This window comes from Maribacter sp. 4G9 (genome assembly GCF_002742265.1).
In the GTDB taxonomy this organism is placed as follows: Bacteria; Bacteroidota; Bacteroidia; order Flavobacteriales; family Flavobacteriaceae; genus Maribacter.
This window is the reverse complement of the sequence record NZ_MDGL01000179.1, coordinates 24,046-39,534: the sequence shown is the minus strand read 5'-3', so window position 1 is coordinate 39,534 and position 15,489 is coordinate 24,046. Positions and strand designations below refer to the sequence as shown.

The following is a 15,489-nucleotide window of genomic DNA, read 5'->3' as shown; positions in this document are numbered from 1 at the left end:
GGCTTTATGAATAAAAACACGCATGGAACTACCTTAATTTGGGCACTAGCCATAAATACGCCATGGCCGATAAAAAAACCACAAAAAACCAAATCGAAGGGATTCTTTGCGGTAAAAATTTATCTTGGTAACTAGAAACGGCGGAATTGAAGAATCTTTTGTTCAGTTTTAAGGTGTTTTGGTTTGTCAAAGCATTCCACCTTCCTTCATCCATTACATAAAAATTTTGGGTATGAATACTATCCCATTGGGGCACTAATTGATGCCAACCCTTATTTTTAGGATAGACCGTACCCTGCCATTCCTCAAAAACAACAGGATTTTTTATAAGCGGTACCTGATATTGATTTCCAAAACCTACATTGGGATTCACTTCCGAAGTAAACAAGCAAAATTCATAAGGTACGTTGACAAAGGCCCAATTGAAATCCGAACGAAACATGGTCATTTTCCTGGACAGTTTTCGAACTCCATTGATCATGCTTGTCCATATTTCTTTGTATTCCGAATGCTTCCCGTCCAAGACCAATTGGTACGTATTTTTTAAGGTAGTGGTTCCAATACGACCATGCCCAATTTGTTTGGAATATCCATAATTCCCAAAGCGCATTGCTGTTAGTCCGGTGGTGGTAAAGTCTACTTGATATTTCTCCAAAAGAGGTTTTGTTCCCGCTTCAATTTTAAGGGTGTTTTCTTCAACGGGAAGCACGTCAAAATCCCCTACACCATTTTTAGTCTGAAACCGATTTCCAGTTTGTTGCACAAAAAGCCCCAATCCTTCCGTGTTTACGGCTTCTGACAACACTGCTTGTTCCGTTTTGGAAAGATTATTCAGGGATCGATCGTCAAAAACGATCAAATCAATGGATGCTATATTATCCCTGTTCAGGGAATAGATGGGCAACCTATCCGAATTAAAATATTCAAACTTGTACTTCTGTTTGGTAAGTTTTGTTTTTACGATTACCCGATGCCCTTCCAGGGACAAAAAATTCTTCAGATACTTGGTTTCAAAGGATGGAAACTCATTGATAATCAAAATATTTAAAGGTGTGTTGCCATCTACATATACGGGCAATGGATTTGTCTTGATGGTATCAGCAGGATTGTTCGACTGTACATGGTATAAAAACTTTCCGCGTGCCTTCAGGTTTGTTTTCAATTGAAATCGTTGGTTTCCTGTACCCGATACCATTACGGAATCCAATGCATCGCCCCCGGGCCCCTTTAGAATCAATTTCGTTTGCGGATCTTGATTTTTATAAATCCCTTCAACCATTAAATCATCCCCCACCTGAGCCCTCTGATTATAGTTTAGTCTAACAATTCCTTCGGAAACTTCTGAGGGGATAAAGGAAATGTGGCCCCTTGTAAATTGCCATAAATCATACTCCCTGACCCCATGACCTAAAATGAATACATGGTCCATGGAATCCAATGTTGGTGAAAGGTCCATTCCCGGTCTATAATCCAAAACGGAAATCCTACGGTTGGTTCTTTTTATACTGTCCAAGGTCTCCTTTTGATACCCTTTGGTCAACAAGATGGCCTCGCCCCTGGCTTTTTGCAGGAAGGTAGGTCTCAAAAACAACAGTGATAAACACAGAACAGCCACAAAACCAACGAAACCGTTCAAATAGAAACGCGTTTCCGCCCTTCCGTTCCAGGTCTTCCAAACAAATATGCCCCAAAGTAATAGAGCCGTTAATACCACGACCGTGAACCATTCGCTATTCTCAAAAGACAAGTTACTCCACATTCAACACTTCTATAAAAAGATTGTTCAATTGATTATCAAAACGCCCATCCTTGTGTGGCAATCTTTGCCTTTTAGGCAGGGCCTGATACAAGCCTTTTAGGGTACTTTTCAATTGCTGTTCAGTACTGTTTTCGGATTGGGACAACCATTTGACCATTTGCAGGGTCTCCAAATACGTGCCCGGTTCCTCAATGGCCTTCCTCGCCAGTTCGTTTCCAGCTTTGTTGAACAATTCCTTATCTGCTTTTTTAATCCTCAAATCCGTATCCAACAAAACTTCTAGGCGTGCCACCGCGTTTCGTATGCCTTCGTAAAGGTCTTCCATTTCCAGGGTTTCGTCCTTGGTGAAATTCCCTATTTCCTTTAGGTCACCTGTCAAGCGTTTGTCCTCTTTTATAGGAGGCGGGTCAAACCCGATTCTATGCACGTAAATACGCGCGCTGTTCTTTATTTCCTGTATAAGCTTGAGGGCTTTGTACTGATAGGTCAGGGATTTTTCCGGCTGAAAAAGTCGCAAATATAGTTCGGCATCCCACATTTCTGCCATGGCCTGCTTTAATTTGCTCTTTAAGGACTGGGCGAACAGGGTAGATGCCTCAGGGTCCTCATGATTGTGCACATAGGCTTCCAAGGGGTTTTCTTGGTCGCCTTCATCGGCATGAACTTCATGATCGTGTTCCTCGGCAACTAGGTTGTGCTCATTGGACCCATCATGGTCATGGGTGTACTCCGCTAAGGGATCTTCTGCCGTCACGGTTTCTACTTCAGTAACCACGGGACCTCCCTCACTTTCGTCGCCCATAAACTCACCATATTTTATGCGCAAGGCCTTTTGGTCAAAACCCAATTCGTTGCTCCTAAAGTTGAATTCCTTTTTTTCAATGGTGGGTTTATCCGCAATCAATTTTTCCGTATCGATGATCAATTGACGTTGGCTCCTGAAATAATCGGGCATTAAATCGGCACCCAAGGTGCCTTCTATGGCAAATTGATCTGTCACGGTATCCTTTATGACAGAAAAAAAAGTTTCCGTTCTAGAAATATTGGGTCTGGGTCGTTTGTTGTCAGTCGCTTCCACATAGAAGTAAAGCTCATCCCCAGGTTCCATTTTAAGCCCCCTTAAATTCAGGATCTTGGAAAAGTCCTGATTTTTAGTCCCAGGAATCAACTTGGTATAAAATCCCAACCGTTCCTCCCTAAATTTGACGGACTCACCGCTGCCCTTGCTCACCGTGGCAACGATGGCGACATCGGTCAAGCCAAAATCATCCTTCAAACTTGTGGTGAATGCGAGTTTTTGGGGACCTTCGAATTCGAAGGAACTGAACTGGGGCAGACCTTCGATTTCAATTATCGGAGGTTCATCCTTGTAGGTCTCCATGGCAAATAAATCGGATAGATAGACCTTGTCAAGGGCATCCTCAAATTGGATGGCATAAAAATTGGCATAATCGACCACCATGGTTTTTGAATAGGAATTATTTCTAAAATCCATGCGGAGCGAATCTTCACCGATCTGTAGTTGTACCCCTTTCAAAGGCTGGTCAAAGGCGATGTTCCAAGATACCCTGGAGCCCTCCAGGACACGCAAGTTCATTTGGGTCGTAAATTCATCGGGCATTTGGGTGTAGTTTGGATAGGCAATGCGAATTTCTTGTTTGCTGATTTTTGGTGGTGTCATTTCATTATTGACAGCATCCAATCTCTTAAAATTCACCACATCGGCCTCTGGTATCTGTGTCGCTGAATGACCTATCTGAAAAACACCCGAAACATGGAGCAACCAAGCCCCCAAAACAGCGATCAGTGATAGTCCGGTTATAGGCAGGAGGGAATGTTTGAAGCGGATCTCCCCTTGGTGCCTTTTAAGGGTTTCGCCGGCCCGTATCCGTTGAATTTTGGACAAGAGGGGCGATTCGCTTTCATTTGCCAATATCAGTGCCGTACTATGTTCCATAGGCGCAATGGTTTCATCTACACGGGAACAGATATGCTCCAGGGTGTATTTCCAAGGTTTTACATAGAGCATCGCAACCAAAAGCACCCCTACGAAACAGGCCATTGCCACCATTGCATTTGAAAAGAGAAAATACGTGGACATACCGGCGGCCAAGCCCGTTACGAGCACCTCGGCACCCCTGATCAACCGCCATGTGTTCAATGCCCTCCGTAATATTTCCTTAGGCTCCCTCATTGCTTCCTTAGTTTAGCAAGTATTCTCTCCATTACCAATACCAGAACAATGGACAACCAGATATAAGGGGAAATATCCATGTTTTTGGAGCGTGGTTGTCCAATCTCTTCATTGGAAAAATTAGTGGCCATTGCAGCCTCCGGCACTACACGCCCATCCCAAGCGTTCATTTTTTGCGATACCGTATCATTTGGTAGCAGTATACTTGCCAAGGCATTGGTCAGATTGCCTTCCAGGCTATTCTGTATGTTCAATTTTCTTGTAAGGTGGTACCTGTTTTTGAACTCCGTTTTTTCCAATAATGAACTGGCCAAGGAATCTTCTACCATTGCTATCGTGGGCTGTTTTATACTGGGCACTTTATCGCTCCGCAACCAAATCAATAGGTCCAATGATTCTTGTTCCTCAAACTCCACCGCGCTTTCCAGTTTTTGCTGACGGATCGCTTGCATACCGTATTGCCCAATGGCCTTTAAGGAGGCCGAAAAATAGTGCATCTCCCGCATATGCGCCTCGTCATAGGCTATGAGCACGTCAAGGGTGTCATTCTTTAGGGCTGGAATTTTAAAGGTTCTACCCGATTCCATCAACCCAAGGCTATCCCCGTCCATGAAAACTATCCGGCTATCCGTATTGGCCAAGGTCTCTATTTTCAAATCTGTCAAAAGGGAACTACTCGTGACATGATACCATTGAACGGAATCCCCAACGTTCCTGGCCGCTATAGTTTCGTCAATCCTATGTTCATTTTCTACAACGACCCAACGAACCTTCTGGGCCAACAAGGGTCTGGCGCCTTGTATGCCTTTAACAAGTCCTTTTGTAAAGACCACAAAACTATCGGAAGGAACTTCGTGTAACTTCTGGGCAAGTTGCCAATAATGAACCGTTTCCTGTGGGTTCACCTCAACCCCAAATTCTGGAAAACCTTGGGAAAACCATTTCATATTGTTTTGGGGAAGGGAATCCAAAAAGGACATAAACCCTGCTTCATCTGCCAATGCAGGTTCAATGAAATAGGAAATTGGTGCTTTTGGGGTATTTATTTTCCATTGAGGTTCTGCCATGGATAAAATTACCAGACCCAATAAAAGCATTCTCAAAAGGAGTAATAACAACTCATTGAGTTTTATTTTTCTGGATTGCTTGGTATCGAACTCTTTAAGAAATTTGACACTTCCCACTTTTATGGTCCTTATGTCCCCCCTGTTCAACAGGTGTATAACCAACGGAATTGCCAAGGAAAAAAGGGCCCAAAGATATGTAGGTTGTAGGAACGTCATTTATTTCAATGCGATTCTTTTCTTTAAAAATAATTGGAGTGCCTGGGATATTGGACTGTTCAAGCTGAACAATTCATAACTGATATTGCGGGAAAGGAATTCGTTCTTAATTCCCGATAAATTTGCTTCCAAGGATTTTAGATAGGCATCTTTCGCACTATTAGCATCAACCTTCACCTTTTTTCCAGTTTCCAAATCCTCAAAAACCAATGCCCCGGCATACTGGAATTCCAGTTCGTTTTCACCAAGTATTTGCAATACCACCACTTCGTTTCTGGAAGTCTTCAGGTTTTGGATCCAATGGGTCAATTCGGTACCCGATTCATGCATGTCAGTGATGACGAACAATAATTCCTTTTGGGTTCTTTGATGGACTTTTTCAAGATCTTCCAGATTTTCGGGCCACGCTCCTCCCACCTTCATTTCGATCAATTCATATAAAATCCGATTATAATGTTTTTTGTGCGCTGCCGGATAGACACTCCGTAATCCTGAATTGTTAAGCGCATAAAGCCCCACCATGTCGCCTTGGTTATGGGAAAGATAGGCCAGCGATGCGACGAGGACCCGTACAAAATCGATTTTCCTAAGGCCCGCTTCCTCGTGCAGCATGGAGGCGCTGGTATCTACAATGAACTTTACGTTGACCTGGGTGTCAATATCGGCCTCTTTTATATAATAGCGTCCAGACCAGGCCAACATTTTCCAGTCCAAAAGGCGCATATCGTCCCCCGGTTGATACCCGCGATACTGGCTAAATTCCTGGCCAGGGCCTACCCGCCTACTCTGATGGGAACCCGACATAAAACCATCAACAATGACCCTTGCGATCAACGCCAAGCCAGATACACTGTTGATTATTTGCGGTTGAAAAAGTTCCCTGTAGTCCGTATTCAAAGAGAAGCTATTTGAGGTTTAATTTAGTTTGTTCCAATAATTCTTGGGTGACCTTGTCTGAATCTATGCCTTCGGCCTCTGCCCTAAAGTTCACGATGACCCTATGTCTCAATACCGGGAAGGCAACATGTTTTAGGTCCTGTATGGTAACCGAAAAGCGGCCCTCCTGCAAGGCCCTGGCCTTGGCTGTCAAGATCATTGCCTGGCCGGCCCTTGGACCTGCGCCCCAACCTACCCATTTTTTTACAAATTCGGAATTGGAAGTTTCCGGACGGGTGGCGCGCACCAGATGGCTCACATATCCAATAAGGTCATCGCTTATGTGAACTTCGCGTACCAATTCCTGTAAGCGGATAATTTCCGGTCCGCTGATGACTTTTTCCACCTTTGGGCGATGGGTCCCAGTGGTGTTTTTCAAGATGGTTTCTTCTTCCTTGGCAGATGGGTACCCAATTTTGATGTAAAAAAGAAAGCGGTCCTGTTGTGCTTCCGGAAGCGGGAACGTACCCGATTGTTCAATTGGATTCTGGGTCGCCAGAATAAAAAAGGGTCAGTCCATTTCATAGGTCTTCCCGGAGTACGTCACTTCAAATTCCTGCATGGCCTCCAACAAAGCGGCCTGTGTTTTTGGAGGGGTCCGGTTTATTTCATCCGCCAGGATAATATTCGCAAATATGGGGCCCTTGTTGAATTTAAAGAACTTGTTTCCGGTAGTATGGTCTTCCTCCAATATTTCAGTACCCACAATATCAGAAGGCATAAGGTCCGGCGTAAACTGAATTCTATTAAACTTTAAGTCGATTGCCTGGGAAATTGTTTTGATCAAGAGGGTCTTGGCCAGTCCGGGTACGCCTTCCAATAGGGCATGCCCTCCCGCCAAAAAAGTGATCAGCATATTCTCTATGGTTTCCTCTTGCCCCACAATGACCTTTCCTATTTCCTTTTTAAGCAACGGTAGTTTATCCGTCAATTTCTTTATTTCCTGTTCCGCCGCCATTAAATTTTTATCCATGTACTTTTCTTAAGATGTTAGTGCATACATTACAATGTTGACCCCAAAGCGCGTGTTATCGTTTTTGTACCACCGTTTATTTCTAAAATCATAATCCCATTCACAGCCATAATCCTTATTGCTATACAAGACGCCTATTCTTCCATTGACCTCGATCGCCTTTAGGTATTCATGTACCAAATCGTCTCCCCAACCGTTCAATTCTTGGGAAGTGGTGGGAGGCCCATCCTCAAAATCAAAAAAGATGGTGTACAGTTCATGATCGTTGGGAAGTTTCACCAAAGCATCGTTACCGAACAGCTCCCCCATTTGCCGCTCAAAGGATTTTGCAAAAAGCCCATCGATGTCGTGGTTACAATCGTCCACAAAAACAAATCCGCCATTATCAATATACTTTTTAAAGTTTTCCCCTTCCTTTTTTGAGAACTGCACCAATTTATGGCCCGATAGATAACAAAAGGGACATTTGAAAATATCATCACTGGCCAAGGGAACTATATTCTCTACGGTATTCACCTGCAGGGTCGTATACTCGACCAAGGAATTGAGCAGGTTGGAGGGCATTCGTTGGTCCACGTCCCAATCGCCGGATTCATATTGTAGTCGGGTAAAGAAAAAATCGTTGCTCAACTTTGGTTCCACTTTTAAAAAACTACCTCAAGGTTCATTCCAATACTCGCAAAAAGAAAAAACTGGCTGCCTTCTAATAAAATAAGGCAACCAGCTTTTTAACTTGTAAGCTTTATACGGCATCTGACAAGCTCGTAAAGGTAAAGTCCCTGATTTTCATGTAGGGAATCAAATTACCATTGATACGGACCTGCTCTCCCAAGGTTTCCAAATTGTTCAACATAATGATCGGACTTTCATTAAAGCGAAAGTTCTTCACCGGATACTTTATTTGACCGTTTTCAATATAGAACGTTCCATCCCTGGTAAGTCCGGTATACAATAAAGTTTGGGGGTCTACGGTACGGATGTACCACAAACGGGTAACCAAAATGCCTTTCTTGGTACTTTTAATCAAATCCTCCAAGGAAGCATCGCCCCCGCCCATAATAATGTTATTGGGGAACGGTACTGGTTCCACACCCTGTTCCTTGGCCCAAAAACGATCATAGGCCAAATTTTTGACCACACCGTTTTCAATCCATACTGTTTTTCTCAATGCTTGCCCATCACCGCTCCATGTACTTGTAGGAACTTCGGGGTGCAACGGATCGGACCAAAGACTTACTCTCTCGTCCACGATCTTCTCGCCCAATTTTGTCCCGCCACCTTCCTTGGACATGAAACTTCGGCCTTCATCCGCTGTACGGGCATTTAGGGATCGGGCCATATTGCTGATCAGGTCCTCTGCCGCGGCAGGTTCCAAGATAACCGTGTATTTTCCAGGTTCTATAGCCTTTGCTTCCCTCGACAAGACCGCCTTGTCGATAGCTACCTTGGATGCTTCGGACGCATCGAACTTTCCAATATCGTTATAATCCCTGGATACCCATCCGGAGCCAGTTCCGTCATTGGTACGCATGGTGACCGTAAAATCAACATTGGACGATTTGTTGTAGGCAAAAAGCCCCTTGGAATTCAGCATGGCGTTAAAACCATAGGAATCGTCCAAAAATCCGGCAGCGGTAACATCCTTTGCAGCCGCGGGTTCAATACTGTCATTTGCTACCGATGCCCTGTATTCTGGGGTGATGTTTGCCGTTGCTTCCACAAAATTTATGGCCTTGTCGTACGTTTGTTGCTCCAAGGGCTCCATAAACTCAGGATTCTCGGGGGAAAGTTTTGCCAATTCCTCAGCTCTTTTCACCACCTTTTCCAAGGAGGCATCATCAAACTCATCGATGGTCGCCGTTCCAGATTGCTTACCAAAACTGGATTGCACCACTAGCGATTGATTGGATCTATGACCTGCGGTGGAAACCGTATTCCTGGCGTAGCGGATATTACCGCTCTCCTCTCCACTTAAATTTATTTCACATGTATCGGCCGTGGAAAAGCTTAACGCTTTTTCCATTATTTTTTTAGCCTCTTCTTCTGTATATATTGCCATTTTCGAAATTTTGTATTAGGTCTGGTTTAAATGGTACGACCTGTGTTGATTACATTGATATCGTCAAACCTTGTAGTAGAACTACCATGGGATACGGCACTCACCTGTGAAGGTTGCCCTTTTCCATCAAAGAAGGAACCGAACATACGGTAATCCCCCTCATCACAAATCTTGGAACAGGAATTCCAAAATTCCTGGGTATTGGATTGATAGGCCACATCGTTCAGCATACCCACGATTTCACCATTTTTAATTTCGTAGAATACCGTACCCCCAAACTGGAAGTTGTATCGTTGCTGGTCAATGGAATACGAACCTCGCCCGGCTATATAAATTCCTTTTTCCACATCCTTGATCATGTCCTTAATAGAATATTTTTCCTTTCCTGCCTCCAAGGAAACGTTTGGCATTCGTTGAAACTGTACATCGTTCCAACTTTGGGCGTAGCAACATCCGTGCGATTCGTTTTGGTCGATGATGTTCACCTGATCACGAATGGCCTGATAATTAACTAGGATTCCATTACGTACCAAATCCCATTTCTTGGTCTTCACACCTTCGTCATCATATCCAACTGCACCCAAACTGCCCTCCTGGGTCTTATCCGCAACCAGGTTAACCAGGTCGCTTCCATATTTAAAGTCACCCGATTTCCATTTATCCAGCGTGGCAAAACTGGTCCCCGCATAGTTGGCCTCATAGCCAAGAACGCGGTCTAGCTCCAAGGGATGCCCTACGGATTCATGTATGGTTAGTCCCAAATGATTGGGCTCTAACACCAAGTCATACTTTCCTGGATCCACGGATTTTGCGGAGAGCATTTCCTTGGCCTGTTTGGCCGCCTGTACGGCATCCTCCACAATATCATAACTTTTACTGTAGAGTGTAATTCCGGCGGAGCCTTCCTTTTTCTCGGAGGCCAGTCCGTCCATATATTCATAGCCCATTCCCATTGGGGCACTCATCGCCTGGCGGGTCTTGAATTTCCCTGCTTCCCGATCTACGGCCGTCACACTAAAGGTGGGCCAGATACGGTGTACATCTTGGTCGATATAAGAACCATCTGTGGAGGCGAAATACTTTTGTTCATTGACCATGAACAAAGCCGAGTTCACGAAGTTGGCCCCATTTTCCATGGCCGCGGCATTAGCGCTTAACAACAGATCTACTTTTTCCGAAACCGGCACATCCTTAAAGTCCTTTGTCAACGGGGTCTTCCAAGATACTTCGCCATGGGCCTGTACCGGAGCCAATTTTACGGGTTCCTTTTGAATTTTGGAATTCGCCTTGGCAATGGCCACGGCCTGCTGGGTCGCTTTTTTGGATTCCGTCCTCCGTTACATTATTGGTAGAGGCAAATCCCCACGTTCCATTGGCGATTACACGTACACCAATACCAAAAGATTCCGTATTTACAACATTTTGCACCTTATCCTCCCTAGTGAACACATATTGGTTCAGGTACCTGCCAATACGGGCATCCGCATACGTAGCACCTAAGGATTTAGCGGTGTTCAAGGCAACGTCCGCCATTTTCTTTTTTAGGAGGACGTCCATCCCCGGTTCCAAAAGCGCTTCTGTTTCAATTACATTGCCCATCATACTTGCAGGCACCAATAAGGAGGCCGCACCCATGCCGGACAATTGTACAAAGTTTCTTCGTTTCATCTGTTTGAGTTAATTTTTTTCTTAGTCAGAATTCCATAAGTAACCATATATCATGGTGATTTTAGTTTCACATTACTTTTAGGAATAGCTTTAAAAATAGGGAATTAAAGATATAAGTCCGATTCCCATTTAGATTTTATTAAGAACATTTTATGAAATTCCCATTATTAGCTAAAATTTAATGGGAATATGAAAAATGATTGGTCGCGGCTTGTGGCACCCTGAATCTGGTCAAAACGACCTCAGAACCAGAAAATTGAAAAAGGCCAAAAAACAAAAGGGTGCTTTTTTTGTTTTTTAGTTGGTATATGTGAAATTTGAAATTATATTTGCACCCGCCTTCCCGATAGCTATCGGGATTTGGTACCTTAGCTCAGTTGGTAGAGCAACGGACTGAAAATCCGTGTGTCCCTGGTTCGATTCCTGGAGGTACCACAATATACACAAACCCATCCACTTTAGTGAGATGGGTTTTTTATGGGAAAAACCGTAAGCGTTTACGCTTAACAGGTTTTGGAGATAAAAAAACAACAGCCGTTGAGGCTGTTGGGTTTGTGTATTGACTTTTGGGAACAAAGGAACAACGAGCGGAGCGAAGTTATCTCCTGGAGGTATGGAGAGATAAATACTTAAATAACCTTAAGTTTACCAAGGATTCCGACCCCATCTACCACCATCCACACATTAACCGTATCTTGTATGCATTAAACACACTATTTATTTTGATGCTGATACATGATGAAATGTCCGTTGAAACGCTGGAAGGATTTTTGGCCGAGCGTCAATGGCTGCAACCCAAGGAAAATATCGAACAATTATCAAAAGCGGGTGAGGGAAATATGAACGTAGTCGTAAAAGTGCAAACCGATCAACGTTCCTTCATTCTAAAGCAATCCCGGGAGTACGTACAAAAGTATCAGGATATTCCAGCACCCATTGAACGGATTGCCGTGGAAAAGGCCTTTTATATAGCGGTAAGCAATAAAAAACTGCAAGCGCATTTTCCAAGAATTTTGGGTTATGACAAAGACGCCCATGTACTTTATATGGAAGATTTGGGCGATTGTAAGGACATGACCTTTTTATACCACCAACGGACCATCCCAAAAAATCAGTTGGATGCCTTGGTAAAAGTGCTCTACAAAATACATACGAGCGAGGCTCCCGGTGATTTTCCCCAAAATATGGAAATGCGAACCTTGAACCACCAGCACATTTTTGTGCTTCCTTTTCTAGAAGACAACGGCTTCTCACTGGATACCGTTCAACAAGGATTACAGGATTTGGCAGCGCCTTATAAAAGAAATACAGCGTTAAAGTCGGTCATTGCCGGACTTGGAAATAAATACCTCAGCCAAGGAGACACCTTACTGCATGGGGATTATTATCCCGGTAGCTGGATGTCCAAAAACGAGGAGGTCTATGTCCTAGACCCTGAATTTGGTTTTGTAGGCTTCCCGGAGTTCGATTTGGGGGTAATGGCCGCCCACCTCATTATGGCTACGCATGAACGCCGTTACTTGGATACCCTCGGTAAGACCTATCCCGGTCCATTTGACAAACACTTGGTGGCTCAACTGGCCGGCGTGGAAATCATGCGACGGCTTATAGGTCTGGCACAGCTCCCCTTGGAACGCAGCATACAAGAAAAGCAAGCGCTCTTGGCGATGGCCGAAGAATTGATTCTTTCTAAATGAAAATCTGTATGGATAAGTCCTTTAAAATTATTGTAAACACCCTTTTGAAAGCCGTTTTTGTTCTTTTCTGGGTTTTCGCCCTTTCCTGTAATCAGAAAGAAAAGAAAACACCACTCATCCCGGCACCCAAAAATGCCGCATATACCTCGGACACCCTTCAACTTTCCAAGGAGATCTATTACGACAAGGTTTTGGGAGCCTTGGTGGGGTCCGCCATTGGCGATGCCATGGGCGCAAGTACGGAAATGTGGCACCGAAAGGACATTCAGCTGAAATACGGTTATATCACCGGACTTACCCCGGCGGAACGCGTGCAATCCCCAGAGGGTACGTGGGAAAATAACCTGCTTCAAGGCGCCACCACCGATGATACCCGATGGAAGTACCTCATGACCCAATACTTCACACAAAACATAGGGAAGCCAGACCCTAATAGCTTTTCCCAATTTATAAACGCGTATTACCAACAACTCACCAAAAATCTTTCAGATACCGGAATAGCCACGCAAACCGACCTTCTGGACGAAAAAATGGAACAGATCGATTGGATCAAGGAGTGGGCGCGGGTCTCACTGGCGTACCAAAATGGCATGACCGAGTATACCCGAGCCCTAAACCGATTTTATGGTGGCGAAATGTCCTGTGCCGGACAGTTGTATGCGCCCATGTTCGGGCTGATTGCCAACAATACCGAGGATGCCTATGCCCTAGGGTATGAGCATTCCATCTTTGACATTGGCTATGCCAAGGATATTACCGCCAGTGTATCGGCCATGACCCATATGGCCCTTCGCACACAGGATTTGGATTCCATTTTAAACGTTGTTCCCTTCTCCGATACGGCAGGTTACCAAGACAGCCGTTTGGTTGGCCGTATACCCTACAATATTTGGACGGCTTCCATCGATCAAATTCGGGGTATAAAAAAGATGGTCAAAGCCGGCGATACGCTGAATGAAAAAAAATCCCATAGGACTACGATGCCCCTACAGTATCCTGGATCTGCCTTGGATTGGGAACAACAGGAAACGTCCTATGCCTTTTTGGAAAGGGAGCAAAAAGCCATTCCCTTTCATGCCGGGGAAATCTGGCAAATCCTGATTACCGGTCTGGCTTTTGGCGAAGGCGATTTCCTGAATACCATACAATATATCGTAAATTATGGTAGGGATAACGACACGGTCGCTGCGATTGCCGGTATGGTTTTAGGTGCCAAGACAGGATACAACAAACTACCAAAGGATATTAAGGAAGAAGTCTTGAAGGTAAACCGTGATAATTTGGGTATAGACCTTGAGGCCATGGCCCAGGAAATCACGGAGTTAAAATACCCCTAATCCCAAATCCGCATCACTTTGCTCTCTTTTAGGCTGTCGATTTTTATTTCGGTGTCCGATGTATTCTCCAAGGTGAGTTCCGTATAATCGGCATTGGGAAAGATTTGGTTCGTCATCACATATTGACCCTTGTTCAAAAAGATTTCCAAGGAAGACTTGTCCAAGAGCATCCGAACTTCTATGGCGCTATCCGGTACATTGGGAATGGGCATATGCTGTTTTCCGAGGACAAATTCGGGTTTGAAAGCCACCTTGCCAGATTTGGAACGGTCCAATGAAAATATTTTATCCTTTTGATTTACTTGAAGTACCAAACTATCGCCTTCAGGGTTGCTAAAGATCCATTTGCTGTCCAAGGCCTCCATATGAAAACGGATTTCGGATTGGTTACCATATTTTAGAGGGATTTGGGTCCTTTGTCCCGGTTTAAGTGCCACGGGTTTCTCCGCATAGGAATGCTCCACGATTTCATCAAAATTAGCAATGGGGTAGCTATACAATTCCAAGGTTCCGATATTTTCATGGAGCGAAAGGTTTCTGGGTATCGTGTTGGCACTTCGCCAGACTTCAGTAGGCGTGTCACGCGCATAGTCCCAGTTGCTCATCCAGCCAATAAAAATCCGCTCGTTATCAGGCACTTCATTGTAGGTGACACCTGCGTAGTTATCCCTGCCCAAATCGACCCATTTTGCAACTTCCTGGTCCGTTGTAAAAGTGGTTCCGTCAAAATCACCCACAAAATATTGCGTACCGCTTCCCCCGTTTGGCGCACCTGGATTGATACTGATAAGGAGAACCCATTTTTCCGTATCGGTTCCCACAACGTTCAATTTGAACATATCCGGACATTCCCAAACCCCGCCATGGGCACCTTTGTCCTTCCCAAATTCGCTTACCTTTTCCCATGCCTTTAAATCGTTGGATTGCCAAATCTGTAGGTGGTCCCCCGCTACCAAAAGCATGGTCCAGTTGTTTTTGATTTCGTTCCAAAAAACCTTGGGGTCCCTAAAATCTCGCATACCATCATTGGGAACTACCGGATTTCCGTCGTACTTCGTCCAGCTATCGCCGTTATCCAAACTATAGGCGATACCTTGTGTCTGATAATCGTTCTTGCCCGCTTTCTCGCCCTCCATGTCATGGTAGGTGAAAATGGCCACCAAGGGCGGATTTTCTTCCGTGCCAAACCCAGATGTATTGTTGGTATCCACCACTGCGGACCCTGAAAAAATATAGCCATGGACATCAGGAAACAACGCTATGGGTTTATGCTCCCAATGTATCAAGTCCTTACTTGTGGCGTGCCCCCAATGCATGGGCCCCCAGACGATATCATCAGGATAATATTGATAGAACAAGTGGTAGATTCCCTTATGATATACCAAACCGTTTGGGTCGTTCATCCATTTTTCCTCTGGAGAGAAATGATACTGCGGCCTGTAGGGCTCCGTATAATAGGGAGTACCTTCGGTGTTTTTCAGAACTTCGTTTTTGGGGGCATCCTTACAGAAACCCAATAACAATAGAAGCGAAAAAATAGGGGTGGTGAACTTTAGCATTTCCTTACAATTTATGATACCGTC

Annotated in this window: 9 protein-coding genes, 1 tRNA gene and 2 pseudogenes; 3 read left to right on the top strand and 9 right to left on the bottom strand. The window is 44.5% G+C overall.

The window, feature by feature from the left end:
* Nucleotides 1-28 precede the first annotated feature (28 nt).
* The 8 genes and pseudogenes from BFP75_RS18645 to BFP75_RS18610 form a co-directional block, all read right to left on the bottom strand.
* Nucleotides 29-1,759: a hypothetical protein gene (locus BFP75_RS18645; RefSeq protein ID WP_099546840.1), complete on the bottom strand. Its 1,731-nt coding sequence runs from the start codon at nt 1,757-1,759 to the stop codon at nt 29-31.
* Complete coding sequence (locus BFP75_RS18640) at nt 1,749-3,953, bottom strand: tryptophan-rich sensory protein (protein WP_099546839.1); 2,205 nt, start codon at nt 3,951-3,953, stop codon at nt 1,749-1,751. The genes BFP75_RS18645 and BFP75_RS18640 overlap by 11 nt, the downstream gene beginning before the upstream one ends.
* Nucleotides 3,950-5,236, bottom strand: a complete 1,287-nt coding sequence (locus tag BFP75_RS18635) for a BatA domain-containing protein (protein ID WP_099546838.1) — start codon at nt 5,234-5,236, stop codon at nt 3,950-3,952. The genes BFP75_RS18640 and BFP75_RS18635 overlap by 4 nt, the downstream gene beginning before the upstream one ends.
* The gene (locus BFP75_RS18630) at nt 5,237-6,133 is read right to left on the bottom strand and encodes a DUF58 domain-containing protein (protein WP_099546837.1); all 897 of its coding nucleotides are present in this window, start codon (nt 6,131-6,133) and stop codon (nt 5,237-5,239) included. It lies immediately after the preceding gene.
* Between the two features lie 7 nt (nt 6,134-6,140).
* Nucleotides 6,141-7,145: pseudogene (locus BFP75_RS18625) on the bottom strand (AAA family ATPase).
* A 9-nt stretch (nt 7,146-7,154) separates the two neighbouring features.
* The gene (locus BFP75_RS18620; protein WP_099546916.1) at nt 7,155-7,775 is read right to left on the bottom strand and encodes a DUF4159 domain-containing protein; all 621 of its coding nucleotides are present in this window, start codon (nt 7,773-7,775) and stop codon (nt 7,155-7,157) included.
* 112 nt (nt 7,776-7,887) lie between these two features.
* Nucleotides 7,888-9,204 (bottom strand): TldD/PmbA family protein, encoded by a 1,317-nt coding sequence (locus BFP75_RS18615; RefSeq protein ID WP_099546836.1) that lies wholly within the window; start codon nt 9,202-9,204, stop codon nt 7,888-7,890.
* A gap of 26 nt (nt 9,205-9,230) precedes the next feature.
* Nucleotides 9,231-10,872 (bottom strand): annotated as a pseudogene (locus BFP75_RS18610) (TldD/PmbA family protein).
* A 362-nt stretch (nt 10,873-11,234) separates the two neighbouring features.
* Here BFP75_RS18610 and BFP75_RS18605 point away from each other — a divergent pair.
* The 3 genes from BFP75_RS18605 to BFP75_RS18595 all read left to right on the top strand — a co-directional run bounded on the left by BFP75_RS18605 (nt 11,235) and on the right by BFP75_RS18595 (nt 13,906).
* A tRNA-Phe gene (locus BFP75_RS18605) sits at nt 11,235-11,307 on the top strand.
* A gap of 131 nt (nt 11,308-11,438) precedes the next feature.
* Nucleotides 11,439-12,569, top strand: a complete 1,131-nt coding sequence (locus BFP75_RS18600) for a phosphotransferase (RefSeq protein WP_240531831.1) — start codon at nt 11,439-11,441, stop codon at nt 12,567-12,569.
* Nucleotides 12,570-12,577: 8 nt separating this feature from the next.
* Nucleotides 12,578-13,906 carry an ADP-ribosylglycohydrolase family protein gene (locus BFP75_RS18595; RefSeq protein WP_099546914.1) on the top strand — a complete coding sequence of 443 codons (1,329 nt, stop codon included), beginning with the start codon at nt 12,578-12,580 and terminating at the stop codon, nt 13,904-13,906.
* Here BFP75_RS18595 and BFP75_RS18590 read toward each other — a convergent pair.
* The gene (locus BFP75_RS18590; RefSeq protein WP_099546835.1) at nt 13,903-15,465 is read right to left on the bottom strand and encodes a glycoside hydrolase family 32 protein; all 1,563 of its coding nucleotides are present in this window, start codon (nt 15,463-15,465) and stop codon (nt 13,903-13,905) included. The two genes, BFP75_RS18595 and BFP75_RS18590, sit on opposite strands and share 4 nt — an antisense overlap.
* Between the last annotated feature and the right edge of the window lie 24 nt (nt 15,466-15,489).

What these genes read in the sequence shown, in the direction of transcription:
- BFP75_RS18615 (WP_099546836.1), bottom strand. Translation starts at nt 9,204, where the DNA reads ATGGCAATATATACAGAAGAAGAGGCTAAAAAAATAATGGAAAAAGCG.
- BFP75_RS18635 (WP_099546838.1), bottom strand. Translation starts at nt 5,236, where the DNA reads ATGACGTTCCTACAACCTACATATCTTTGGGCCCTTTTTTCCTTGGCA.
- BFP75_RS18645 (WP_099546840.1), bottom strand. Translation starts at nt 1,759, where the DNA reads ATGTGGAGTAACTTGTCTTTTGAGAATAGCGAATGGTTCACGGTCGTG.
- BFP75_RS18640 (WP_099546839.1), bottom strand. Translation starts at nt 3,953, where the DNA reads ATGAGGGAGCCTAAGGAAATATTACGGAGGGCATTGAACACATGGCGG.
- BFP75_RS18595 (WP_099546914.1), top strand. Translation starts at nt 12,578, where the DNA reads ATGGATAAGTCCTTTAAAATTATTGTAAACACCCTTTTGAAAGCCGTT.
- BFP75_RS18590 (WP_099546835.1), bottom strand. Translation starts at nt 15,465, where the DNA reads ATGCTAAAGTTCACCACCCCTATTTTTTCGCTTCTATTGTTATTGGGT.